At 31.2% G+C, this 23144-nt stretch carries 26 protein-coding genes; 20 read left to right on the top strand and 6 right to left on the bottom strand.

Annotated features, from left to right (window positions below):
• The first annotated feature begins 53 nt into the window (after window positions 1-53).
• From ABD935_RS06225 to ABD935_RS06210, 4 genes are all read left to right on the top strand, one after another.
• Window positions 54-1934 (top strand): PAS domain-containing sensor histidine kinase, encoded by a 1881-nt coding sequence (locus ABD935_RS06225; protein WP_345190836.1) that lies wholly within the window; start codon window positions 54-56, stop codon window positions 1932-1934.
• Complete coding sequence (locus ABD935_RS06220) at window positions 1931-2986, top strand: response regulator (protein ID WP_345190835.1); 1056 nt, start codon at window positions 1931-1933, stop codon at window positions 2984-2986. The genes ABD935_RS06225 and ABD935_RS06220 overlap by 4 nt, the downstream gene beginning before the upstream one ends.
• 87 nt (window positions 2987-3073) lie before the next feature.
• Window positions 3074-3922 (top strand): universal stress protein, encoded by an 849-nt coding sequence (locus ABD935_RS06215; protein ID WP_345190834.1) that lies wholly within the window; start codon window positions 3074-3076, stop codon window positions 3920-3922.
• A 6-nt stretch (window positions 3923-3928) separates the two neighbouring features.
• The gene (locus tag ABD935_RS06210; RefSeq protein ID WP_345190833.1) at window positions 3929-4315 is read left to right on the top strand and encodes a hypothetical protein; all 387 of its coding nucleotides are present in this window, start codon (window positions 3929-3931) and stop codon (window positions 4313-4315) included.
• Window positions 4316-4869: 554 nt separating this feature from the next.
• Here ABD935_RS06210 and upp read toward each other — a convergent pair.
• The 6 genes from upp to ABD935_RS06180 all read right to left on the bottom strand — a co-directional run bounded on the left by upp (window position 4870) and on the right by ABD935_RS06180 (window position 9733).
• On the bottom strand, window positions 4870-5532 hold the full coding sequence (gene upp, locus ABD935_RS06205) for a uracil phosphoribosyltransferase (protein WP_345190832.1): 663 nt from the start codon (window positions 5530-5532) through the stop codon (window positions 4870-4872).
• Window positions 5533-5629: 97 nt separating this feature from the next.
• The gene (locus ABD935_RS06200; protein ID WP_345190830.1) at window positions 5630-7051 is read right to left on the bottom strand and encodes an MBL fold metallo-hydrolase; all 1422 of its coding nucleotides are present in this window, start codon (window positions 7049-7051) and stop codon (window positions 5630-5632) included.
• A 125-nt stretch (window positions 7052-7176) separates the two neighbouring features.
• Entirely contained in the window at window positions 7177-7824 is a 648-nt protein-coding gene (locus ABD935_RS06195) for a phosphoribosyltransferase (RefSeq protein ID WP_345190829.1), read from the bottom strand.
• A 2-nt stretch (window positions 7825-7826) separates the two neighbouring features.
• The gene (locus ABD935_RS06190) at window positions 7827-8483 is read right to left on the bottom strand and encodes a dienelactone hydrolase family protein (protein WP_345190828.1); all 657 of its coding nucleotides are present in this window, start codon (window positions 8481-8483) and stop codon (window positions 7827-7829) included.
• 23 nt (window positions 8484-8506) lie between these two features.
• Window positions 8507-9268: an SDR family NAD(P)-dependent oxidoreductase gene (locus tag ABD935_RS06185; RefSeq protein ID WP_345190827.1), complete on the bottom strand. Its 762-nt coding sequence runs from the start codon at window positions 9266-9268 to the stop codon at window positions 8507-8509.
• Between the two features lie 18 nt (window positions 9269-9286).
• Window positions 9287-9733: a DUF2267 domain-containing protein gene (locus ABD935_RS06180; RefSeq protein WP_345190825.1), complete on the bottom strand. Its 447-nt coding sequence runs from the start codon at window positions 9731-9733 to the stop codon at window positions 9287-9289.
• Between the two features lie 238 nt (window positions 9734-9971).
• Here ABD935_RS06180 and ABD935_RS06175 point away from each other — a divergent pair, with 238 nt between their 5' ends.
• The 16 genes from ABD935_RS06175 (at window position 9972) to ABD935_RS06105 (ending at window position 22559) form a co-directional block, all read left to right on the top strand.
• A complete protein-coding gene (locus tag ABD935_RS06175; protein ID WP_345190824.1) occupies window positions 9972-10820 on the top strand; it encodes a universal stress protein in 849 nt (282 codons plus the stop codon).
• Window positions 10821-10842: 22 nt separating this feature from the next.
• Complete coding sequence (locus ABD935_RS06170) at window positions 10843-11694, top strand: universal stress protein (RefSeq protein WP_345190823.1); 852 nt, start codon at window positions 10843-10845, stop codon at window positions 11692-11694.
• 150 nt (window positions 11695-11844) lie between these two features.
• A complete protein-coding gene (locus ABD935_RS06165; protein WP_345190820.1) occupies window positions 11845-12681 on the top strand; it encodes a universal stress protein in 837 nt (278 codons plus the stop codon).
• Window positions 12682-12846: 165 nt separating this feature from the next.
• A complete protein-coding gene (locus ABD935_RS06160; protein ID WP_345190819.1) occupies window positions 12847-13698 on the top strand; it encodes a universal stress protein in 852 nt (283 codons plus the stop codon).
• A 48-nt stretch (window positions 13699-13746) separates the two neighbouring features.
• On the top strand, window positions 13747-14181 hold the full coding sequence (locus ABD935_RS06155; protein WP_345190817.1) for a hypothetical protein: 435 nt from the start codon (window positions 13747-13749) through the stop codon (window positions 14179-14181).
• A 70-nt stretch (window positions 14182-14251) separates the two neighbouring features.
• Window positions 14252-15094, top strand: coding sequence for an ATP cone domain-containing protein (locus tag ABD935_RS06150; RefSeq protein ID WP_345190912.1), 843 nt, complete (start codon window positions 14252-14254; stop codon window positions 15092-15094).
• A gap of 91 nt (window positions 15095-15185) precedes the next feature.
• Window positions 15186-16559: an MBL fold metallo-hydrolase RNA specificity domain-containing protein gene (locus ABD935_RS06145; protein WP_345190816.1), complete on the top strand. Its 1374-nt coding sequence runs from the start codon at window positions 15186-15188 to the stop codon at window positions 16557-16559.
• A 17-nt stretch (window positions 16560-16576) separates the two neighbouring features.
• Window positions 16577-16993, top strand: a complete 417-nt coding sequence (locus ABD935_RS06140; RefSeq protein WP_345190815.1) for a hypothetical protein — start codon at window positions 16577-16579, stop codon at window positions 16991-16993.
• A gap of 117 nt (window positions 16994-17110) precedes the next feature.
• Window positions 17111-17629, top strand: a complete 519-nt coding sequence (locus tag ABD935_RS06135) for an Hsp20/alpha crystallin family protein (protein ID WP_345190813.1) — start codon at window positions 17111-17113, stop codon at window positions 17627-17629.
• 73 nt (window positions 17630-17702) lie between these two features.
• On the top strand, window positions 17703-18146 hold the full coding sequence (locus ABD935_RS06130) for a hypothetical protein (protein ID WP_345190812.1): 444 nt from the start codon (window positions 17703-17705) through the stop codon (window positions 18144-18146).
• A 96-nt stretch (window positions 18147-18242) separates the two neighbouring features.
• A complete protein-coding gene (locus ABD935_RS06125) occupies window positions 18243-18911 on the top strand; it encodes a hypothetical protein (RefSeq protein WP_345190810.1) in 669 nt (222 codons plus the stop codon).
• Window positions 18892-19557, top strand: coding sequence for a hypothetical protein (locus ABD935_RS06120; RefSeq protein ID WP_345190809.1), 666 nt, complete (start codon window positions 18892-18894; stop codon window positions 19555-19557). The genes ABD935_RS06125 and ABD935_RS06120 overlap by 20 nt, the downstream gene beginning before the upstream one ends.
• Before the next feature lie 59 nt (window positions 19558-19616).
• Window positions 19617-20819, top strand: a complete 1203-nt coding sequence (gene manA / locus ABD935_RS06115) for a mannose-6-phosphate isomerase, class I (protein ID WP_345190808.1) — start codon at window positions 19617-19619, stop codon at window positions 20817-20819.
• A 328-nt stretch (window positions 20820-21147) separates the two neighbouring features.
• Window positions 21148-21303, top strand: coding sequence for a hypothetical protein (locus ABD935_RS06110; protein WP_345190806.1), 156 nt, complete (start codon window positions 21148-21150; stop codon window positions 21301-21303).
• A 14-nt stretch (window positions 21304-21317) separates the two neighbouring features.
• The gene (locus tag ABD935_RS16610) at window positions 21318-21455 is read left to right on the top strand and encodes an AraC family transcriptional regulator (protein WP_425550201.1); all 138 of its coding nucleotides are present in this window, start codon (window positions 21318-21320) and stop codon (window positions 21453-21455) included.
• 159 nt (window positions 21456-21614) lie between these two features.
• A complete protein-coding gene (locus tag ABD935_RS06105) occupies window positions 21615-22559 on the top strand; it encodes an aldo/keto reductase (protein WP_345190805.1) in 945 nt (314 codons plus the stop codon).
• The last annotated feature ends 585 nt before the right edge of the window (window positions 22560-23144 follow it).

The raw sequence follows: 23144 nt of genomic DNA, 5'->3' as shown, positions 1-23144 counted from the left end.
AATAATAGCGAATTTTTCGTACTTTTATGGCGCTGTGCAAAACATAACATATTATGTTCCTACAAGATCAAGAAATATTTAATATTCTATTAGAAACCATTTCAGAGGGTGTTATTATTGTGGATAATCATCAAAAGATAATGGAAGTTAATGCATCTGCAGAAACTATTTTTGGGTACACAAAAAGTGAGATTATGGATAAGGATTTAAACTTATTAATCCCATCTAATTATCACAGAAGCCATGCCTCTTATATTGAAAAATTTATTAAAAAAGGCAAACGTCGTAGGATGGGAGAAGCCATCGATATTTTTGCCTTAAAAAAAGATGGCACTATTTTTCCTATTGAAGTCGAACTTAACCCTTTTACAATCTATAACAAAACCTATGTTATGGCTCTGGTTAAGGATGTTTCAGAAAAAAAAGAAATTGAAAAAAACCTTATGCTCCGTTCTAGAGCTCTAGAATCGGCAAACAATGGTATTATTATTACCGATGCTTTAAAACATGATAATCCAGTTATCTATTTTAATGCAGCTTTTCAAAACCTTACAGGGTATTCTGATGAGGAAATACTCAATCATAATTGCAGGTTTTTACAAGGTAAAGATAGAGACCAAAAACCTCTAAAAAACCTTAGGGATGCCATAAAAAAAGGCGAGAGCTGTCAAGCAACACTGCGCAATTATAAAAAAGATGGCACCTTATTTTGGAATGACTTGTACGTTTTTCCAATAACAAATACTAATGGCACAGTTACAAATTTTATAGGCATACAAAATGATGTTACATTAAGAAAAAAAGCAGAGGCAGAACGACATCACTTAGCAACTATTTTTGATGAATCTTTGAATGAAATATATGTTTTTGATGTTAAAACATTGAAATTTATAAATGTAAACTCAGGAGCGCAAAAAAATATTGGATATACATTAGAGGAGTTAAAGGGTATGACACCTTTGGACATAAAACTAAATAACAATAAAGCGGATTTTAGAAAAACTATTGATGTTTTACTTAAAAAAAATGTTGAGAAAATTGAATTTGAAACCATTTGCCAACGGAAAAACGGTACCACTTATCCTGTAGAAGTACATTTACAATTATCAGTCTTAGGTGAAAAAAATGTTTTTGTAGCTATAATTTTAGATATTACGGAGCGAAAAGGCTATACCTCAAAGCTAGAAAATAAAGTGCAAGAAAGAACACAGCAACTTAATATAGCACTAAGTAAAGAAAAGGAGCTTAATGAATTGAAAACTAATTTTTTATCTTTAGTGTCTCATGAGTTTAAAACACCTTTAAGTGGTATTTTAACGTCTAGCCAATTACTTAGTAAATATAAATTAACCGAACAGCAAGAAAAACGAGATAAACACTTAAAAACGATAATTGATAAGGTCCACTTTTTAAACAATATACTAAATGATTTTTTATCGGTTGAAAAATTAGAAACGGGAAAGGTTAACTATAGGTTAAGTCATTTTAAACTAAGCAAGGTTGTTAATGAGGTGGTTTACAACGCCAATATGCTTTTAAAAGAAGGGCAACAAATAAAGTATCCAGAAAATATTGATGATTTATCGCTGTACCAAGATGAAAAAATCATTCAATTAATATTTTCCAATCTACTGCATAATGCCATTAAATATTCTTCTGAAGGTACGGTTGTAGCCTTACACTTAGAACAGGATAATGATACTACTATATTAACTATAAAAGATGAAGGCATAGGCATTCCTCAAAAAGACCAAAAAAATATTTTTGAACGTTATTTTAGAGCTCATAATGTAATTAACACGCAAGGTACAGGCATAGGTTTAAATATTGCTAAGAACCACTTAGTGAACATGGGGGGCTCAATTTTTTTCGAAAGCAAAGAACATGTGGGTACAACATTTACAGTAACTATTCCAAATGAAGCAAGCCAATGAAAACAGTTTTACTTATAGAAGACGATATTGTTTTAAGAGAAAATACAGCTGAACTTTTGGAGCTGTCTGGTTACACGGTTTTATATGCTTCAAATGGCAAAACAGGTGTAGCATTGGCTAAAAAAGAACGGCCAGATATTATTATATGCGATATCATGATGCCAGAACTAGATGGTTATAGCGCACTTAAAATACTTTCAAATAACAAGGCTACAAAATATATTCCCTTTATATTTTTATCTGCAAAATCAGAACGTAGCGATGTTAGAAAAGGCATGAATTTAGGGGCAGACGATTATATTACAAAACCTTTTACTGAAGACGACCTTATTAGCGCTATTGAAAGTCGTTTAGCAAAAGTTTCCATTTTACAAGAACTCAATACGCTTACAAAAAGTGAAATACTTCAGCCTAATCAAACTGAATTAAAAACACTTAATGATTTAAAAAATTTCTTTGATGATTATGGTGATGAATTTATGTTTAATAAAGAAGACGTTATTTATCATGAAGATGACCATTCCAATTACATCTATCTAATAAACCAAGGCGCTGTAAAATGTTATAGGATAGACGGACATGGTAAAGAACTTGTAACAGCTTTATATAAAGAAGATGATTTATTTGGTTATACATCCTTTACGCAAAACATACCTCATAAAGAAACAGCAACGGCTTTAACAAACACCAAGTTAGTCGGTATTTCAATAATAGATTTTAGTGACATCCTTGATAAAAATCATAAAGTGGTGTTAGAGCTCATTGAATTATTAACTCATGATTTGTCTAATGTAAAAGAACAGCTTTTGCAAATGGCTTATGGTACGGTTAATAAAAAAACAGCGACTACTATTTTAAAATTTGCTGAAAAAATAAATAGGAAACCAGAAGATCCCATAAAAATCTCCAGAAATGATTTGGCAAGTGTTGCCGGGATAGCTTCCGAAACATTAATTAGAGCATTAACAGAGTTTAAAAAACAGGGCATTATAAAAGCAGAAGGCAGAAATATTAAGGTCATAGATATTGAAAAGTTGAAAAGTATAAGTTAGTTTTGGTTTGAATCCTCATTAAATGACCAATATCATTTCATCTAGTAGTACTTTACTTTAAATTAGTGAGTGTAAAGATGCTGTTAGATGAAAAATATATTACTCCTCACCGATTTCTCAGAAAATTCATGGAACGCTATTAAATATGCTATTAGTTTTTTTGAAAAAGAAACCTGCAATTTTTATTTACTACACGTAAATAGGTTAAGTAACCCAATAATAAATGACGCTTTATATATAGCTAATGAAGAAGTCATAGAAACCGTTTATTCCAAACCAACCAAAATAAAGTTACGAGAAATTTTAAAGCATATTGCAGTACAATGTTCACCTAATAAAAAACATAGGTTTTATACACTTTCAGATTATGATTTTTTTATAGAATCTATTAGGAAACATGTAGAAGAAAAAAAAATAGATTGCATTGTTATGGGCACTAAAGGGGCTTCTGGTTTAAAAAAAATTATTGTGGGAAGCAATACAGGTCATGTTATTACCAAAGTAAAATGTACCACTTTAGCAATACCAGAAAATGCTCAATTTGTTAAACTGGAAGAAATAGCCTTTCCTACAGATTTTTCATTAACCTATGATATACAAATATTGCAACCGCTTTCAGAAATTTTAGAAACCTACCAATCTGCACTAAGAATTCTTCATATTAGTAAAAAGAAACCACACTTAAACAACAATCAAAATAATAATAGAGAATTGCTACATGACTATTTTAGTCCCTTAAATCATAGCTTTCATTATTTAACAAATAATAAAGTTGAAGATGCCATACGATGTTTTTTAGAGAGCAGGAATATAAATATGATTTGTATGGTAGCAAAAAACCTAAACTATTTTCAGCAAATCTTATTTCATTCAAAAGTTGAAGAAATAAGTTTTCATACAGAAATACCATTTTTAGTATTACACGAAAAAATATAATGCATTATGGATAATTCAATTTTTTTAGCCAAGTTTTGGGGTTGGTACCTTATCATATTCTTCTTGATATTAAGTTTAAATCCCAAGCGAATAAAACAGATTTTCAACGATTTAAATGATGAGAAATTTTTAATTGTCACATCTTTTGTTGCTATTATTGTAGGTTTACTTAACATTCTGTTCCATAATATTTGGGAACCAAACTGGAAACTTATTATAACCTTTATTGGGTGGATTTCGCTTTATATTGGGCTATCTTTATTTGTGTTCCCAAAGCGTACGGTAGCTGTATTAGAATTTATAAATATAAAACTGGTACAGGTTATTTATACCTTGCTGTTTTTTACGGGCTTGTTTTTGTTAAATATTGTTTATGGAATTATACCTGCATAATTTTCTAAACTGATATATATCATTTCCTATTGAAAAATAGCGAATTATATTAGCATCATTATTAGAAAGTTCTTTTACATAGTTGTAAAAATATAGGTATTGTCGTTGCAAAACGCTAATACTAAAACAAAGTGTTTGAAGCTATTATTAGGCAGGAAAATCTCAATGTTGTCTTTAGTGATAAAGATGTACAGTAGAAAACCAAAGCTCAATGATGAAATTAAATACTTTGGAAAAGCAGGAAGTTTAGACTTCCTGCTTTTTATGAAAAAACCAGAACTTTACATTGCAAAATGTTTAGTACTGTATTGAAATGTTTGAAGATATTGGTTACTTAAGATTTAATATAGCTTTTATTAGGGATATTAATGATTAGGAAAAGGTTGGTTAATAAAATCAAACATTTCAAATAAGAAATAGGAAGTTTAGGCTTCCTGTTTCTTATTTAAATGGTGGCTATTAATTGATTCACATATATTGAGTAATGTGGAGAAAATAAGGGGATGTTTTTATAAACAATCCCCTTTTTTTTGTTAAAACTTATGTGGTGATATTTATATTTTTTTAAGTTTTAATCCAAACGATAAATCTCCAGCATCTCCCAAACCAGGAACAATATGGGCATCCTGATCTAAAGTATTATCTATAGAGGCAATCCAAAGTTGGGTGTCTTTTGGGAAAATGGAATTTACATAAGCAACACCAGGTTTTGATCCAATAACAGAAACGATATGAATCCGTTTAGGATTCCCATGATTTTTTAATGCATTAAAAACATTTTCTAGAGTTTTACCTGTTGCCAACATAGGGTCTATAAGTAAGAGTGTTTTATTATCTAAATTTGGTGCTGCCAAATATTCTACTACAATTTCAATAGATTTTTTATTGTTTTTATGTTTCCTATAAGCTGAAATGAACCCGTTTTCAGATTTATCAAATACATTTAGTAATCCCTTGTGCAAAGGCAAACCTGCTCTTAAAACAGAGCATAGAACTAATTCATCTAAGGGTAAGTTAATGTCTTTTGTGCCTAAAGGTGTTGTAATAGTTTCAGGTTTATAAGAGAGTGTCTTACTGAGTTCATAGCCAAAAATTTCGCCTATACGTTCTATGTTTTTTCTAAAACGCATCATATCTTTTTGAGTGTTCACATCCCTTAATTCAGCCATAAACTGATTTATAATAGAATTTTGATGACTAAAATCATGTACTTTCATGTCCTTTAAATTTTAATTTCTTTTAGTAATCTGTTTCAATACAACTTGGGAGCATATATTTCTTAGTATTAAAAGGCACCAATATTCCTTTAATAAATTAGAGTAGGGTAGTAGGTTCTTTATATTCTGAGATATTAAACTTCTTAGTTTTTTTCAGGGCGATAATACCTCCTTTGATATCAATTAAATTCTTAAATCCCATAGATTTTAAAATAGAGACAAATACCATAGAACGATAACCACTTCTGCAATGCACATAATAGGTTTTTTCTTTATCCAATTTTTTAATGCTATTTTTTATATAGTCTAAGGGCATATTTATGGCGTTTAATATATGCTCACTATTGTATTCACTGGCTCTACGTACATCTAAAATGGCAACAGGCTCTTTTTGTTTTATGGTAGCTAAATGGTTAGCTGTAATAGATGTAATCATTTCCAGTTCTTTTCCAGCTTTTTTCCAAGCATCAATACCTCCTTTTAAAAATCCAAGCGCATTATCAAACCCGATTCTTGCTAATCTTTTTGCAACTTCTTCCTCTCTGCCTGGATCAGCAACAATTAATATTGCTTGTTTTGTATTTACTATGGTAGTGCCTACCCAATTTGCAAAACTTCCATCAATACCAATATTATATGAATCTGGTATAAAGCCTTTAGCAAAAGCTTGTGCATCTCTAGTATCTATAATAATAGCACAATGTTCCAGCATAGCTTTTTCAAAAGCATTAACAGTTAATGGTGTTTTTGCCTTTTTTATAACGCTATCAATATTCTGGTAGCCTTGGATGTTTATTAAAACGTTTTGCGGAAAATAGCCTGGAGGAGGTGTTAAGCCTGTTAAAATATCATCTATAAACTCTTCTTTGGTCATGTCTGCTCTTAACGCATAATTTGTTTCTTTTTGATGTCCTAGCGTATCGCTTGTTTCATCACTCATTTTTTTGCCGCAAGCACTACCTGCTCCATGTCCTGGATAAATTATAATGTGGTCAGGGAGCGGCATAATTTTATTACGAAGGGAATCAAACAAATGTGCTGCAAGTTTTTCTTGAGTTAATTCTGCTATAACTTTTTGTGCTAAATCGGGACGTCCTACATCATCAATAAACAAGGTGTCTCCAGAAAACAATGCCGTTTCTTTACCGGTTTCATCAATAAGTAAATAACAACTACTTTCCATGGTATGTCCTGGTGTATGTAATAGCCTAATTTTAACATTTCCTAACTTGAATTCTTGTCCATCTTCTCCAACTACAAAATCGAAACCTGTTTTTACTGTTGTTGGCCCATAAACTATAATCGCTCCCGTTTTTTTTGCTAAATCGATATGACTAGAAACAAAATCTGCATGAAAATGAGTTTCAAACACATATTTAATTTTTGCTTTCCTATCTTTTGCCATAGCTATATATTGATCAACTTCACGTAAGGGATCAATAACGGCTGCTTCACCATGGCTCTCAATATAATAAGCGCCTTGCGCTAAACAGCTTGTATAAATTTGTTCTACTTTCATGATTTTTGAGTTATACCCTCTTTTAAAATTGTTTAATTATAGCAGCTTGAACCATGATATTTGTCAGCTTGAAATGTATCTCTTTATAGCAGGAAGTGCGCGTTAAAAATCAACCTGATATTTGTTTAAATAATCACCCCTAAATTTTTATTAGCTTCTTTTAACAACCTGATAACTTCATTATCGTTAACCTGGTCGAAATTTTCATAAAACTGACCAACAGCATGAAAGTTTGCAGGGACGAGCAAACAAATAGTATCGTTTACAAAGGGTATCTTTTTTATTTTTTCAATAATTGAAGGTGGTCCAACGGGTAATGCTACGATAATTTGCGATGGGTTTTGTTTTTCAATTAGTTTTATGCTTGAAATTAGGGTGTGGCCTGTAGCTACGCCATCATCAACAAGAATGGTTATTTTGTTTTTAAGATTTAAAGGTTTTTTAGTGCCATAGTACAAATCATGTCTTTGTTTTAAAAGCGTTCTAATTTTACTGGTTTCTTCATTTAAATATTGTTTAGAAACTTGATTGGCATCATCGCTTAAAATCCTATCATTTAAGGTCACCGCACCAATGGCAAACTCTTTGTGCAAAGGGTGTCCAATTTTTTTAGATAACACAATTTCTAAAGGCAAACATAATTGCTTTGCAATAGCATAACCAATTGGAAGTCCTCCTCTAGGAATGGTTACAACTATGGCGTTTTTGCTACGTGCGTATTTTTTTAACTTATCAGCGAGTAGTAACCCAGCCGTTTTTCTATCTTTAAACATAATTATTCTTTTTTTGAACCCAAATAAATATTAAGCCAATTGGCTGTTCGTTGCGCCACAATATCCAGTTTACCAGGCTCCTCAAATAAATGTGAAGCACCATTAACAATCTGTAATTCACAAATACCGTTCATTTTGCTTTTGGCTTTTTTATTTAAGCTTAGAACGGCTTGATCATTACCACCAACGATTAAAAGCGTTGGGGATTTTATTTTATCTAAAATGGGCATTGCAAGGTCTGGTCTTCCTCCTCTAGAGACTATGGTTTTAATAGTTGTACCTAATGATGATGCGGCAGTAAGTGCGGAGGCGGCTCCAGTACTTGCTCCAAAATAGGCTATAGGCAAATGCTGGGTTTCTTTATTATTAATAGTCCACTGAGTAGCTTTTAAAAGCCTTTCGGTAAGAAGTTCTATATCAAAACGGTTTTTATGCTTGGTGTCTTCTTGTGGTGTAAGTAAATCGAAAAGTAAACTAGAAAACCCTTGGTTTAATAAAAAATCGGCTACATAGTTATTTCTAGAACTCAGTCTGCTACTACCGCTACCATGAGAAAATAGAACCATGCCCTTACTATTTTTTGCATGGCGTAAATACCCTTTTAAACGCACTGAATTTATAGGGATTTCAATGTCTTTATAATCAGTTTCTGTTTCCATAATTTTAACAGATAAATCATTTTTTAACCAACAGCCATACCACCATCAATAATGTGCATGGTTCCTGTTATATATTTGCTTGCATTAGAAGCAAGAAATAGTACCGATTGTGCTATCTCTTCGGGTTCTGCATATCTTTTAAAAAGGATATCTTCTTCAAAACCTTTTTTTACGTCTTCAGCATGACCTGGTGAAATACTTTCTTCAATTGAGCGCATCATTCTGGTATTTACAGGTCCTGGATGAAGGGTGTTAACTCTAATGTTACGATCAGCAAACTCTATGGCTGCCACCCGCATTATACCTACAACAGCATGTTTGCTTGCCACGTAAGCGCCAAGGCCAGAAAACCCTTTTAGACCAGCTACAGATGATGTAATTATGACGCTTCCTCCATCATTCATTTTTGGAATAACATATTTACAACCCAACCAAACACCTTTTAAATTTATATCAATAACGCTATCAAATTCTGTATTAGGATAATCTTTTATTGGTTTTACAGAACCTTCAATTCCTGCATTATTAAAAAAGATATCAATACCTTTAAATTTTGATAGTGTTGTTTTTGTATATTTTTGTACGTCTTCAGCTTTAGAAACGTCCGCAGTGCAATATTCTAAATTCGCACTATTCAACTCTTTAGCAGTTGCTTTTAGTTTTTCTTCTCCTCTGGCAACCAACATGACTTTAGCACCTTCAGCCAAACATAGTTTTGCGGTTGCTTTACCAATTCCTCTAGATCCACCTGTAATGAGTACCACTTTATTTTCTAAAGTTTTCATGTCATTCTTTTTTAACGGTTAAAACATAATATTTTGATAAATCATCGATTTAAGATTTTTAGGAAGCTCTGTTCTTAAATCTTCTAATTCTCCTAGTGAAATGTATTTTCTTAGTAGTATAAATGTAGTGTCTATATAATTTTCAGCTAATTCGTCCGATCCAAAATCATGAATGGCTGTTACACCATCATATTTTCTTGTTAAATCAATAAACTCTGTCATTGTTTTAATTTTTTCTTTTTTATGGATGGTCCAACCATTTACATAAACTGCTTTTAAAAACATGGGAAATTGAGCAATGAGTTGCAAAGATTCTTGTGTAGAAATTACATCTCTTAAAGCATGTAGAATTGCAGAAAGTATACGACCAGCCTTTTCTTTGTCTTTACCTAAATTCATTTGTTTAGTATAGTCTTTTAAAAAGGCATTTGCTTCTGCTGCAAATTGATTAAAATTAAGTGCCATAACTGTTTGCTTTTAGTGTGAACATAAATATGCAAACTACTTGGGGTTTTTCAAATGATATATATCAGTGAGGTAAAGATTTTTCAGTTTATTAAATTGATATTAAGTGCTTTGAGACGAGATTTTTTCTAATACTGAAACTTAGATAATAGTTGTGTTTGTTGAAAGAAACCAATCTGATAAATATCATTGTACCAAGGGGTTTTAGTGTTTAAATTTAGAATTAATACTTAAGGCCATGAGAAAAATATTAATTCCTACCGATTTTTCTGAAAATGCTATGAATGCCATAAACTATGCTTTAGAGTTGTTTAAGTATGAGATTAGCGAATTTTTTATAATGCATGCGTACCAAGATGATATTTATGCTGATGAAGCTTTAATTAGCGAAAAAACCTTAGAAGTTGTTACTGATAGTGTGGGAAAAAAATCTGAAAAAGAATTAGAAAAGACGCTTAAAACCATTACTGCAATTTCTCCTAATCCCAGGCATACCTACAAAGTGATTTCAGCCAACAATGTCCTTTTAGATGAAACCGATAAAATTGTAGATGACGAAAATATTGATATCATCATTATGGGCACAAAAGGAAAATCTAATGATAAAAAAGTAACCTTTGGCAGCCATACACTTCAGGTTTTAAGATACGTACAATGCCCAGTGTTAGCCATTCCAGAAAATTATAAATATACGCAACCAAAGCACATCCTTTTTCCAACAGATTATTTAATACCCTATAAAAGACGCGAACTTAAATTGCTTTGCGAAATGGTATCACCTTATAGAGCTGTAATAGACATGCTTTACATATCTAGAAGTAAAAAATTATCATTGAGGCAAAAAGACAACCAAAGTTTTATAAAGGAAGAACTCTATAAAAACACAATTAATTTTAATGTTGAAAATAGTAAGCACATGATTAATACCATCTATAAATATATAAAAGAAAAACACATAGATATGCTGGTTATGGTAAATACAAGACATTCTTTTTTAGAGAATATTCTGTTTCAATCTACTATAGACGAATTGAGTTTACATCTTGATATTCCTTTTTTAGCATTGCAAAACATGAAACGTAATTAAGTTAAATTAAAAATTTTATATCATGAAAAATATTCTTCTTCCTACCGATTTTTCTGAAAACTCTTGGAATGCCATATCCTATGCTTTAAATCTTTTTAAAAATGAAACTTGTACCATGTATTTGTTAAACACTTATACACCGGTAATTTATCATGTTGAATATGTATTAGTAGAGCCTTCTCGATATGGTATGGCTGATGCTGTTAGGGAAAGCGCCTTAGAACAGTTAGATGAATTTAAAACCAGAATAAAAAAGGAGTTCAATAATCCAAAACATGCTATAGAAAGCATGGCTGCTTTTAACAACTTAATTTCTGAAATTAAAGATATTGTTAAAGAAAAAGCCATAGATTATGTAGTTATGGGTACTAAAGGTGCCACTGGTTTAAAAGAGGTTTTATTCGGGTCTAATACAGTCCATGTATTTAAAAATGTAAAATGTCCCGTATTAGCAATACCAGATGGTTTTGACTTTGAAACACCTCACGAAGTTTTGTTTCCAACAGACTACGAAATCAATTATAAAGACCATCACATAAAACCCATTTTAGATATTATCTCGCTTTATAACACGAGAGTTAACATACTGCATGCTACTTACGGATATGATTTATCTGAAGCTCAAGAAGAGAACAAAAAAGTACTGGAGAAATACTTTGAAAAATCGGCATACTTATTTCAGAGTATTAGTAATCAGACAATTGAAGAGGGGATCAATAATTTTCAATTAAAAGCACGCATTAATTTATTGGTTATGATAAATAATAAACACTCCTTTTTTGAAAATTTATTTTTTAAGAATACTATAAACAAAATAGGGTTTCATTTAAATATTCCATTCTTGGTAATTCCTTCAAAAAACAATAAAACTTAAATCATGAAATGTTGCATAATAAGTAATTTGATACGAAGTAAAAATGTTCAATGGAGAAATAAGAGATTCTTGAAATCTTTTGAAAAGCAATTATTAGCGACGAGAATAATCATATATAACCATTAAAAAATAGTAAAAAAAAAATCGGAGATGAAACGAAAGATTTTATTACCCACAGATTTTTCAGATAATGCTTGGAACGCCACGGTTTATGCCTTAAAACTTTATGCAGATGAAGAATGTACGTTCTATTTTTTGAACTCTTTAACTATAATTGGTGCACCCTTTGAGGATTTTTCAGATAAACTATTAAAAACAATGGAGGAAAATGCCATGAAAGAGTTATTGGCTTTAAAAGATTTAGCAGAAACATCTGATGCCAATGCAAATCATGATTTTGATGTTATTTTGAGTAAGGATGATTTAAGCAGAGCCATAAAAAACGCCGTAAAAAAACACAAAATCCATCTTGTGATAATGGGCACAAAGGGAGCAACAGGTTCAAAAAAGTTTTTCTTTGGTAGCAATACGGTACGGGTTATTAAAAACATTACTAATTGTCCTGTTTTAGTTGTGCCCGAAGAGTATGATTTTATTGTGCCTACACAAATCGCTTTTCCAACAGATTACAATCGATTTTATAGCATTGAAGAATTAAGGCCTTTAATGCAGTTAGCGGATATGTATGATTCTAAAATTAGAATTGTATATATCAATGTAAAAGAAGACGAAGAACTTAGTGATACCCAAGAATATAACTTAACGGTGCTAAAAAGTTATTTAAACAAATTTGATTTTAGTCTCCATTGGATGCCAAAATATGCTAAAAAAGAGATGGAAATTAATGATTTTATTGAAGAATTAGGAATCGACATTCTGGCGATGGTAAAATACAAGCACAGTTTGATGGAAAAAATAACAAAAGAACCTGTAATAAAAAAAATAGGATTTAATCCCAAAGTGCCATTTTTAGTTATACCGGAATAATGCTATTTATGCTTTAAAAGAAGTCTGTAAAAGTGGTTTTTCAAAGCATAAAAAATACTTACTTTTTTTATTGGTATTTGTTTGTGCTATAGGTATAGCTGATATATATCATTGTCATCAACAGCCTCTGGGGTTAAATTTATATGGCAAACTAAAAACAATCTCATGAGGCACAGAATATTAATCCCAACAGATTTTTCTAAAAATGCATGGCATGCTATAAAATACGCGCTAGAATTATATGAACACAAGTATTGCAATTTTTACATTTTAAACGTGTTTTCTGCATCCAATAATATTTTAGATAGTTTATTGAATTTGGGTCCTGGGAGTGAATTATATGAAACAGCAAAATTAGAATCTGAAAACGGGCTGGCCAAGATTTTAAATATGCTAGCTTTTGCAGATTATGATAACAAAAAACATCGTTTTGAAACTATTTCTTCTTTCAACAATGTCGTTGAAGCTATTAAAAATGTTGTTGAAGAAAAGGATATTAAAATGATTATTATGGGTACAAAAGGTAAAACAGATGCTAGGATCATGTATGGCAGTACCGCCATAAATGTGATGGAAAAGGTACGCAATTGTCCCGTAATTGTAGTTCCGGAAAAGTCCACAATAAAATTGCCCAAAGAAATTGTTTTCCCCACCAACTATAAAACACCTATAGAAAAACAAGAATTAAACCACTTACTGGGCATAGCAAGGAATTGTAATGCATCGGTTGAAATCTTATATATATCTGAAAAAGGTGAGCTGGACAACAAACAACTTACCAATAAAAAATTTTTACATGAAAGCTTTAATGGGGTTAATAATGCTTTCCACAAGCTTAGCAACATGGATATTCCAACGGCCATTAACTGTTTTGTAGAAAGTAGAGGGAGTGATATGGTAGCTTTTATAAATAGGAAACACATTTTTTTCGGAAGCATTTTAACCCATCCATTGGTAAAAGAACTCGGATATAATTCTAAGGTCCCCATATTGGTTATGCATGATTTACGAAACTAAAAATAATTCAAATCCTATAACAACGAAAGGATTTTAAAAGAGATAATAATGCAAAAGTCAAAATTTGATAGGATGAAACGAACTGGTGTTTGGTTAGACAAGGAAAAGGCCATTATTGTAACCCTGTATAATGGAGATATGAGCACGAACACCATACTATCTCATGTAAAAAATTTTCATGTTCATAGTGGTTCTGGAACACGATTAAAAGGAGGGCCACAGGATGTTGTTCAAGACAGTAAATATTTAGAACGTGAAAAACATCAACTAAAAAAGTACTTTAATAATATAGCTTCAGAAATTAAAGATGATGATGCTATAGTTCTATTTGGTCCAGCTGAAATTAAAGACCAATTCAATAAAGAGTTAAGGACATCTTATAAAGATTTAAGTGCTAAAATCAAAGATGTTGTAAAAACAGATAAAATGACCAAAAGACAAGTGAGATCATGGGTTAAAATATTTTTTGAATCGACAAATTAGTCGATTATAGTTGGTTGGTTAGTAACTGCCAAAATCATTTTTGGTTTTGGCAGTTTTAAAAAAAGCAAAAATGGAAACAGACGCTATCGAAATCATAAAATCATCAGGTGAAAAAGCAAAATTTTCATTAAATAAACTAAAGACTTCTTTAGAACGAATAGGTGCAGACCAACAAACTATTAATCAGATTATTGATAAGGTAAGAGACGAACTTTATCAAGGTATTTCAACAAAAGAAATCTATAATAGAGCATTTGCACTACTTAAAAAAAAGAAAAGCTATTTGGCTTCAAAGTATAAGCTAAAAAAGGCCATTTATGAATTGGGCCCTACAGGTTTTCCTTTTGAACGTTTTGTTAGTGCCATTTTAAAATACTCTGGTTACAAAACCGAAGTTGGTCAAGTTTTACAGGGAAAATGTGTTACGCATGAAATTGATGTTATAGCCTATAAGAATAAAGAAACCACGGTCATAGAATGTAAATTTCATAATGAAGAAGGGCTTAATTGTAACGTTAAAATACCGCTTTATATAAATTCACGCTACAATGATATAAAAACACATTGGAATGTAAATTCTAAAAATAAATCTACCCTTGCAAACGGCTGGGTAGTTACCAACACCCGTTTTACTGAAGATGCGTTACAATACGGCAAATGCGTTGATTTGTATTTATTAAGTTGGGATCATCCTAAAAATGATGGTTTAAAAGACCGTATAGATCGCTTAGGCTTATACCCCATTACCGTATCTACATTACTTACCAATAGAGAGAAACAGTTTTTATTAAGTAGGGATGTTGTGCTGTGCAGAGCATTAATTGGAGATGCTTTTTATTTAGATCATTTAGGAATTTCAGATACAAGGAAAATAAAAATATTGAATGAAATAAAAATGTTGTGTAGTAATTAGTGTTTGTTAGGCCGTTTTTATCTCATGTGTTTTTTAAGAATTGGTATAACGTGGAGGATTTAGATTTTAACAAAAAAGAATAAAAGTGAGCATGGAAAATTTTGTAAGAATCAACTTTTTAGGAGCGGCAGGTGTTGTTACGGGTTCTAAATTTCTTTTAGAAACTTCAGAAAAAAACATACTCATAGATTGTGGTGTGTTTCAAGGGTTAAAAGAATTAAGAGCGCTTAATTGGAGCAATTTACCTGTTAATGTTAAAACCATTGATGTGGTATTGCTAACACACGGACATTTAGACCATGTTGGCTATTTGCCAAGATTAGTAAAACAGGGATTTAAAGGGAAAATTAAGGGAACAGCACCTACTTTGGCCATTGCACAAATTATACTCAAAGACAGTGCTAAAATATATGAAGAAGAAGCGAAAAAGGCCAATAAAGAAAAATACACTAAACACGATCCGGCATTACCCTTTTACACAACATATGAAGCAGAAAAAACCATAACACAATTTCAAGTAGAAGCACCCGATAAGTGGATCGTGCTTTCAGAAAATATATCGTATCGCTTTCAGTATAATGGACATATTATCGGAGCTACTTTTATCGAGTTAGATATTAACCGAAAACGGTTTGTGTTTTCTGGGGATATAGGAAGACCAAATGATTATTTATTAGACACCCCTAAAAAACCTGAATGGGCAGATTTTTTATTTATTGAAAGTACCTATGGCAACAGGTTACATCCTAACGAGAATATTGAAGAACTACTTTCGGAATTAATTAACGAAACCATCCATAAAAAAGGAAATTTAATCATCCCAAGTTTTGCCGTAGAACGTTTGCAAACACTCATGTATTTACTTTGGAAACTCTACAAAAAAAACAAGATACCAAACATACCAGTTTTTATCGATAGCCCTATGGGAAATAACGTTTTAGAGGTTTTTGAACGGTTTCCTAAATGGCATAAATTATCGGTTTCAGATTATAACGCTATGTGTCATCATATAAATATTGTGCAATCCTATAAGGAAACCTGGGAAACTATTGATGATAAGCGTTCTAAAATAGTTATTGCAGGAAGTGGTATGGTTACGGGTGGGCGCGTACTTACATATTTGCAACAACTTATAGATGAACCCTCAACAACCGTTTTATTGGTTGGATATCAAGCTGAAGGCACAAGAGGCAGACAGTTACAAGAAGGTACTCACGAAATACGTTTTTTTGGAAAATATTATCCTGTAAAAGCCAAAATTAAAAGTATAGAAAGCTTATCGGCACATGCTGACCAAAAGGATTTATTGGATTGGATGAGCAGCATTAAAAACATCCCTGAAAAGGTGTATTTAATTCATGGAGAACCTACAGCTTTGGATGCTTTTCGTGTAAAAATAAAAGACACCTATAATTGGCAGGTTGCCATACCAAAACTTACAGATGTTGAAAAAGTAATGATTTAATTTTAAAACAGGAACACATGGAAGCCATTGAAGTTTACAGAAGTTTCAATAGTAATAAATCTATTGAAGAATTACAATACAATGTATCGAGACATAAAACTACAATTGAAAATTTAAAATTTGAACTTCATTTTTATAAATTTTTATTGAGTAAAGCCATTTTTAAACCTCATGTAATCAATTTATATGAAAGACTTACTAAGTTTAAAAATGAAATAATGTCTATGAATGAAAGTGGTATTGATTTAATAAATGAATTAAACTCACACGCTCATCTCATTAGAAATAAAATTGAATGCGAAGATTTGGCTTGTGATAATTTTTTCATTAAAAATCACGATGACTTAGAACTCAAGGTGTTCAGCTTTAATACTAAAATTTCTAACTTTAAATTTAGATTATTTCAATATCTGGAAAGCGTTATTAATAACTGAATTTTTTTTTAAAAACACTTTATAAAGTATCTAACTGACTGATATATATCATTGTAAAAATCTGTTTCTGTAAATATATTAGTGTTGAGTATAAATTTAACCTAAACATATAATATCATGACAACATTAATGAAACGCAGAAGAAGAAGTGGGTTGCGCCCATCAGAAAACAGGTTATTAACCCCTTGGAGCAATAACCTCTTAAGACCTTGGGAAAATCGTTTGTTCCCATCTAATTTTACCAACTTAATAAGATTTGATGACATTTTTAATGATGATTTCTTAGAAGATGATAGTTTAATGCCAGCTGTAAATGTGAAAGAACATGAAAAAGATTTTGAAATCGAATTTGCAGTTCCAGGCTTTAACAAAAAAGATTTTGAAGTGACTATTGAAGAAGATGCCCTTCATGTTTCTGGCGAAAAAAAAGTTGAAGAAGAAGAAAAGGAAGATGACTATTCTCGTAAAGAGTTTAGCTATAAATCTTTTAAAAGATCTATGATGCTCCCTCCTTCAGTAGATATAGACCAAGACATTAAAGCATCTTACAAAAATGGGATTCTAAAAGTGAAACTATTAAAGCAAGAAGAAGTTATTCAAAAAGAGCCTCCTAAAAAAGTTATTGAGGTTAATTAATTTTCCTTAAGCAGAAAGCAATATTTTCTCAAAATATGGCTTTCTGCTTCTTTAATTTTTAAAATAAATAGAAATGAAAACAAAACAAGTTAAACCAAAATATCAAGCATGGTTAAGTGCAGAAAGCATGCATAATATGTCCGCAAAATGGTTGTCTGAATTAAAATTTGCAAAAGATGAACAACTGTTCTTTAATGATTTAGTAAAATCGTATACACTTCAACTTATAGATTCAAAACGCTTTAATGAAAGCAAAAAGATTATAGATCAATTAAGTGCTTTGCAAAAAAAAACCGATAGCTTAATTGAAACAGTAATAAAGCACGAAAAAGGACTTAAAATTATGGTAGATGGTATTGATCAGATTGAAGAAGAAAACGCCTATAAAGATGAGCACACAAAACTTATCATTAAAATAAGTAAATTTTTAGCAAAATATAGAACGCTTAAAACACAGTTGTTTTCACTTGTAAAAGCTATTATAAAAGAAGGCAAACAAAAACGACTGCTACAATAGAAAAAATAGGATGGTTTATTTAATAGTATTTGTAATCAGTTTATTGCTTAGTATAACGATACGTTAGAATATATAAACTTCAATAAAAAGTAATATATGCAATCTATAAAAACAATAGCACTTTGCTTGCTGGTTATCAGTTGTTCTACAACAGAACTAGTTGAGAATTGGAAAAACCCAGATATAGATACGTATAGCCCTAATAAAGTTTTATTGGTAGGTATGACTTCTAACCTAGACGCTAGACAAGAATTTGAAAAACAATTAAAAGACGAATATACCTCTAGGGGTATAGAATCAGTGATGAGTTTAGAGTTTTTTGAACCATTATTTACAGAAGAAAAAAAGACAGAAGAAGAGATTAAAATATTGGAAAACAATCTGATAAAAGATGGGTTTGATACCATTTTATTCACAAAAGTAATTGGAGTAGAAGATAAAATAGAATACAAAAAAAATTACGATACCTATGATAGTACCTATAGGAAATTTAGTGAAGATTATTTAAAGTATCAAGATGCTTTTTACAATCCAGATTATTATCTAGAATATACGGTTTATCATACCGAAACGTCTATGTATTGTATTTGCCCAACAAAAGAGCGTGAACTTATCTGGAAGGGGTATATAGATATTATGGATCCGCAATCAATACATGAAACCATAAACGATTACGTTAGGTTAGTAATCGTTGTTTTAGAAGAACAACAGCTTATTTACCCAAACATACCTAAGGATGCGATACATGAAGAAGCTATTAATTAATATCAATTTATATGTTAAAAAGATAGCGATCTTAATATTTGTCACATCATTAATCAGCTGTTCTTCAACAAAACTTATTACGAGTTGGAAAAACCCTGATTATTACATATTTAAACCAAAAAAAATACTGGTTGTAGGTGTTACGCCTAATTATGAATTACGTAAAGCTTTTGAGTTTAAGCTTATAAGAGCGTTAAATGCCAGAAAAATTAAGGCTTTACAAAGCGCAGTAGTATTTGAAACTTCATTTAAAGATTCAAAACAGACTGAAAAAGAAATTGAAGTTCAGGTAGACATATTACTTTCTAAAGGGTATGATACGATACTGGTGTCCCGTGTTAAAGGCGTGGATGATAATAAGGCCTATAGCGGTAATTCTCCAAAAACCGACTATCATTTACGACGTTTTATTCTTTATTATTTGGCTTATCAAGATGCTTATTTCATGGAAGATTATTATAGCAGATATAAAGTTTTTAATATTGAAACATCCATTTATAATTTGAAAAATGATTCAGATAAATCTTTAGTTTGGAAAGCTTCTTTTGATGTGGTCGATATAAATAACAGCAATAAGGTTATGGAGTCTTATGTTAAAAAACTTGTCAAGACTTTAGAAAGGAAAAAAATTATTCCAACCAAATAAAAATATTAAAGTACTTTTGGCTAATATTTCAAAGAATTAGTAATAAATACATATAAACAATGGCCAAATTATTTCTGCTTAAAGGGAGAATTCAAAATTATGCTTGGGGAGGCACGCAATTCATCCCCAATTTATTAAACAAGAAGCCCAGTGGTGAAAAATGTGCCGAATATTGGCTCGGAGCTCATGTAAATGCTCCGTCTGTTTTAAAAACGAAAGACGGCGAGCAAACTTTAAATACGTTCCTGAATTCAGATTTAAAAAATAAGTTAGGTCAGAATATAGCTGAAAAATTTGGAAGGCTACCATTTTTATTCAAGGTTTTGGATGTAAATGATATGTTGTCCATTCAAGTACATCCCACTAAATCTGAAGCAGAAAAAGGCTTTAAGAAAGAAAACGAAATGGGCATTCCGCTCAATGCGCCCCATAGAAACTATAAAGATGACAACCATAAACCTGAAATTATGGTGGCACTTAGCGAATTTTGGCTGTTGCATGGGTTTTTAACAAAAGAAAAATTGGAGCAGGTGCTTGCAGGCATTCCAGAATTTCATGCATTACAATCTGTGTTTCAGTCAGAAGGGTATTTTGGACTCTATAAAAAAGTAATGGAACAGACCCAAGAGGAAACCAATAAAGCACTTAAACCATTAGTCGATAGGGTTTTGCCGCTTTTTAAATCTGGAAAATTAAGTAAGTCAAATCCAGATTATTGGGCTGCTAAGGCTGTTGATTCTGCAAATGATGCCTCAGTATTGGACAAAGGGGTCTATTCCATTTATTTTTTCAATATTGTAAAAGCCAACAAAGGGGAGGCCGTTTTTCAGGATGCGGGAATTCCACATGCCTATTTAGAAGGCCAGAATATGGAACTCATGGCAAATTCAGATAATGTTTTACGAGGCGGATTAACCCCAAAACATGTTGATGTGCCAGAATTGCTCAAACATGTGGTTTTTGAAGCTACCGTTCCTAATATTATGTATGGCGAATTACAAAATGATGGTATTGAACGCATATATAAAAGTCCGGCTCCGGATTTTGAACTGAGCCAGATTACTTTAAGCAGCTCTCAGCATTATAAAACCAAATCTAAAACGGCACAAATCCTAATGATTATAAATGGAGAAGTGAATATTACTGAAGGTGATACCTCTTTAAATCTTAAAAAAGGCCATTCAGTAATTTTACTAGCAGATAGTTCTTATCAAATTTCATCTTCTAAAAATGCTGTTTTATATAAGGCCACAACGCCTTAATGATTGTGTTTCTTGATAAGATAAGGGTATTGAGTAAAATATATCTTTAAAAATTTATTGAATACAGATAATGTTATGGTAAATAAAACAAAAAAGCCGAAGACTAATTAAGTTAGATACTCTTTTGATATGGTGTTTTTAAGTATTTTTAAATTTAACTGTCAAATCACCTTAAAGAAAGATTACTTTATATAACTGAAAGATTAAGAATGGAAAATTCTTAATTTTAAGTTAACATTAAATTGTGAAATTAGAATCCTTTATTAAGGAAGTCCCTTCCAACATCGATTCTTAATTATGGAAAACCATAAATATAGACCAGCGTGTTTTGACTGTGCACCTTTACACAGAAGCCAACGTTGGAGAAAAATTAAGTAATCCTGAACTGGCTTCCATGGTAAGCATGACACCAAATTCGTTTGCTAGATTGTTTAAAGAAGAAATGCATATTACTTTTACAGTTTTATTCAAAACAGAAAAATAGCAAAAGCTTGTGAATTGTTTGAACACTCGAACGTGACTATAAATATTGTGTCTTATAATCTTGGTTTTTCAGATCGTTGCCATTTCTCTAGGGGATTCAAGTCTATTTCTGGTATTAGTCCAGCAGTTTATATATTTGGTAGATACACTTAATTTAGCAATTGAAATATTTGAATTATAATGTATATATGATTAATTTTGGTTTACATTAAATATCAAATAATTATTATAAACAAAGAGGGCATTTGTTTCAAGGTTCCATTAATTAATATTTCTGAAATTAACCACATTAAATAGATTATACAAATCATTATGAAAACATTAAAACCAACATATATAAAAGGAGATTATAAAAAAAGTAATTTTTTTAATAATGAAAGTCGGCTGGTCTGTGGTTGTTCCGGATTAGGTGGGGTTTGGAGACCAATAAAAGAGGAAGATGCCATTGACACTCTAACATATGCATTAGAAAATGGAGTAAGTGTTTTTGATACGGCTCCATCATACAATAATTCTCAGTTATATTTAGGGAAAACTATAAAACAATGGACAGGAAAAAAACCATTTATTAGCACAAAAGTTGGTAGATTAAGAGCAGATAGAGCAGACGAATGTATTGTGGATTATTCACCAGAAACAATGCGTAAAAGTGTATATGAAAGCCTTGATGTTTTGGGTTTAGACAAAATAGACTTGCTTTTTATCCACGAGCCACACCTAGTTCCTGTCGAAAAAATGGATGACATTATGGATTGCTTGAATGCTTTTAAAAAAGAAGGTGTTGTTGGTATGTTAGGAATTGGAGGGAATCCAATAGAACGGTTTTATCCCCATATGATTAAAGAAAATTTTGATGTTTTATCAGGTTTTTTAAAATTAGATGCTTGTAATTTATCAGGCTTTGAAAGAGATATTCCTCAAATTAAAAATGAAAATATTGCTTACTATGCAGCATCTGCATTGCATATGGGATTACTCGGTAGACGTTTGAACCAGTATAATGAAGAACGACCAAACAATGAGTGGATTACTAATACAGATGTTGATAATGCTTTAAAAATCAATAAAATATCAGAAAAACATAAAATTCCATTGTCTAGATTGGCACTTCGTTATGTGTTTTCAATTGAAGAGGCAGACAGAGTTGTAGTTGGTCCTACTACGAAAGAACAATTAGTCGACTTATTGAATGCTTGGGATGAGGGAAAACTTCCTGAAAATATTTTTGACGAAATTACGAACACTATAGTCAACTAGGTTAAAATTAAATACTTGTATATTCTTAAATAAGGATAGAAAAGCCATAACATTCTTTATAGTTGTTTTTGTATTCTCATTTTTTTTAAATTTAGTTATTTAAAATTTTAGAAACCTCGTATATATTCTGTTATATCAATCATTTAATAAGTAGGCTAAAACCTTTAACTTGAAAGTTTTGCTATAAGTCTTGCTACTTTGTCATTTTTATACATTACTATTTAGGATTTTTACTTAATTTGAATAATGTGCGTTGAACGTAAATATTGATTTAATTTACTGCTATTTTTTTTCTTTCAGAAGAAAAAAAATGTAAGAAACTGATTAATTGTAGGCATAAAAAAAACGGTTTAGTGTGAACTAAACCGTTTGTTTATGGGCAATTTTGAATTGTAGCGAGAATGGGGCACGATCCCATGACCTCCGAGTTATGAACTCAGTGCTGGCATTTTTTTAAACACATTTACTGGGCTCACAAGCTGTTATTTTTGAAAATCGTGTTCTAAAACGTGTTCCGTTTTATGTTCACTTATTTGTAAAATACTTTAATGCAATATAAATAAAATTTCGCAAGTAAATAAAGTG

This window comes from Algibacter agarivorans (genome assembly GCF_039543245.1).
Lineage (GTDB): Bacteria > Bacteroidota > Bacteroidia > Flavobacteriales > Flavobacteriaceae > Algibacter_G > Algibacter_G agarivorans.
Note: the sequence above shows the minus strand (reverse complement) of the source record. Positions and strands in the feature narration are given on the sequence as shown.

Excerpts from the sequence above, each read along its gene's own strand:
- ABD935_RS06165 (WP_345190820.1), top strand. The coding sequence starts at position 11,845 with ATGAAACGAAAGATTTTATTACCCACAGATTTTTCAGATAATGCTTGG.
- ABD935_RS06120 (WP_345190809.1), top strand. The coding sequence starts at position 18,892 with ATGAAGAAGCTATTAATTAATATCAATTTATATGTTAAAAAGATAGCG.
- ABD935_RS06140 (WP_345190815.1), top strand. The coding sequence starts at position 16,577 with ATGGAAGCCATTGAAGTTTACAGAAGTTTCAATAGTAATAAATCTATT.
- ABD935_RS06210 (WP_345190833.1), top strand. The coding sequence starts at position 3,929 with ATGGATAATTCAATTTTTTTAGCCAAGTTTTGGGGTTGGTACCTTATC.
- ABD935_RS06150 (WP_345190912.1), top strand. The coding sequence starts at position 14,252 with ATGGAAACAGACGCTATCGAAATCATAAAATCATCAGGTGAAAAAGCA.
- upp (WP_345190832.1), bottom strand. The coding sequence starts at position 5,532 with ATGAAAGTACATGATTTTAGTCATCAAAATTCTATTATAAATCAGTTT.
- ABD935_RS06125 (WP_345190810.1), top strand. The coding sequence starts at position 18,243 with ATGCAATCTATAAAAACAATAGCACTTTGCTTGCTGGTTATCAGTTGT.
- ABD935_RS06215 (WP_345190834.1), top strand. The coding sequence starts at position 3,074 with ATGAAAAATATATTACTCCTCACCGATTTCTCAGAAAATTCATGGAAC.
- ABD935_RS06155 (WP_345190817.1), top strand. The coding sequence starts at position 13,747 with ATGCAAAAGTCAAAATTTGATAGGATGAAACGAACTGGTGTTTGGTTA.
- ABD935_RS06180 (WP_345190825.1), bottom strand. The coding sequence starts at position 9,733 with ATGGCACTTAATTTTAATCAATTTGCAGCAGAAGCAAATGCCTTTTTA.
- ABD935_RS06105 (WP_345190805.1), top strand. The coding sequence starts at position 21,615 with ATGAAAACATTAAAACCAACATATATAAAAGGAGATTATAAAAAAAGT.
- ABD935_RS06195 (WP_345190829.1), bottom strand. The coding sequence starts at position 7,824 with ATGTTTAAAGATAGAAAAACGGCTGGGTTACTACTCGCTGATAAGTTA.
- ABD935_RS06145 (WP_345190816.1), top strand. The coding sequence starts at position 15,186 with ATGGAAAATTTTGTAAGAATCAACTTTTTAGGAGCGGCAGGTGTTGTT.
- ABD935_RS06220 (WP_345190835.1), top strand. The coding sequence starts at position 1,931 with ATGAAAACAGTTTTACTTATAGAAGACGATATTGTTTTAAGAGAAAAT.
- ABD935_RS06175 (WP_345190824.1), top strand. The coding sequence starts at position 9,972 with ATGAGAAAAATATTAATTCCTACCGATTTTTCTGAAAATGCTATGAAT.
- ABD935_RS06190 (WP_345190828.1), bottom strand. The coding sequence starts at position 8,483 with ATGGAAACAGAAACTGATTATAAAGACATTGAAATCCCTATAAATTCA.
- ABD935_RS06200 (WP_345190830.1), bottom strand. The coding sequence starts at position 7,051 with ATGAAAGTAGAACAAATTTATACAAGCTGTTTAGCGCAAGGCGCTTAT.
- ABD935_RS06170 (WP_345190823.1), top strand. The coding sequence starts at position 10,843 with ATGAAAAATATTCTTCTTCCTACCGATTTTTCTGAAAACTCTTGGAAT.
- ABD935_RS06130 (WP_345190812.1), top strand. The coding sequence starts at position 17,703 with ATGAAAACAAAACAAGTTAAACCAAAATATCAAGCATGGTTAAGTGCA.
- ABD935_RS06160 (WP_345190819.1), top strand. The coding sequence starts at position 12,847 with ATGAGGCACAGAATATTAATCCCAACAGATTTTTCTAAAAATGCATGG.
- manA (WP_345190808.1), top strand. The coding sequence starts at position 19,617 with ATGGCCAAATTATTTCTGCTTAAAGGGAGAATTCAAAATTATGCTTGG.
- ABD935_RS06225 (WP_345190836.1), top strand. The coding sequence starts at position 54 with ATGTTCCTACAAGATCAAGAAATATTTAATATTCTATTAGAAACCATT.
- ABD935_RS06135 (WP_345190813.1), top strand. The coding sequence starts at position 17,111 with ATGACAACATTAATGAAACGCAGAAGAAGAAGTGGGTTGCGCCCATCA.
- ABD935_RS06185 (WP_345190827.1), bottom strand. The coding sequence starts at position 9,268 with ATGAAAACTTTAGAAAATAAAGTGGTACTCATTACAGGTGGATCTAGA.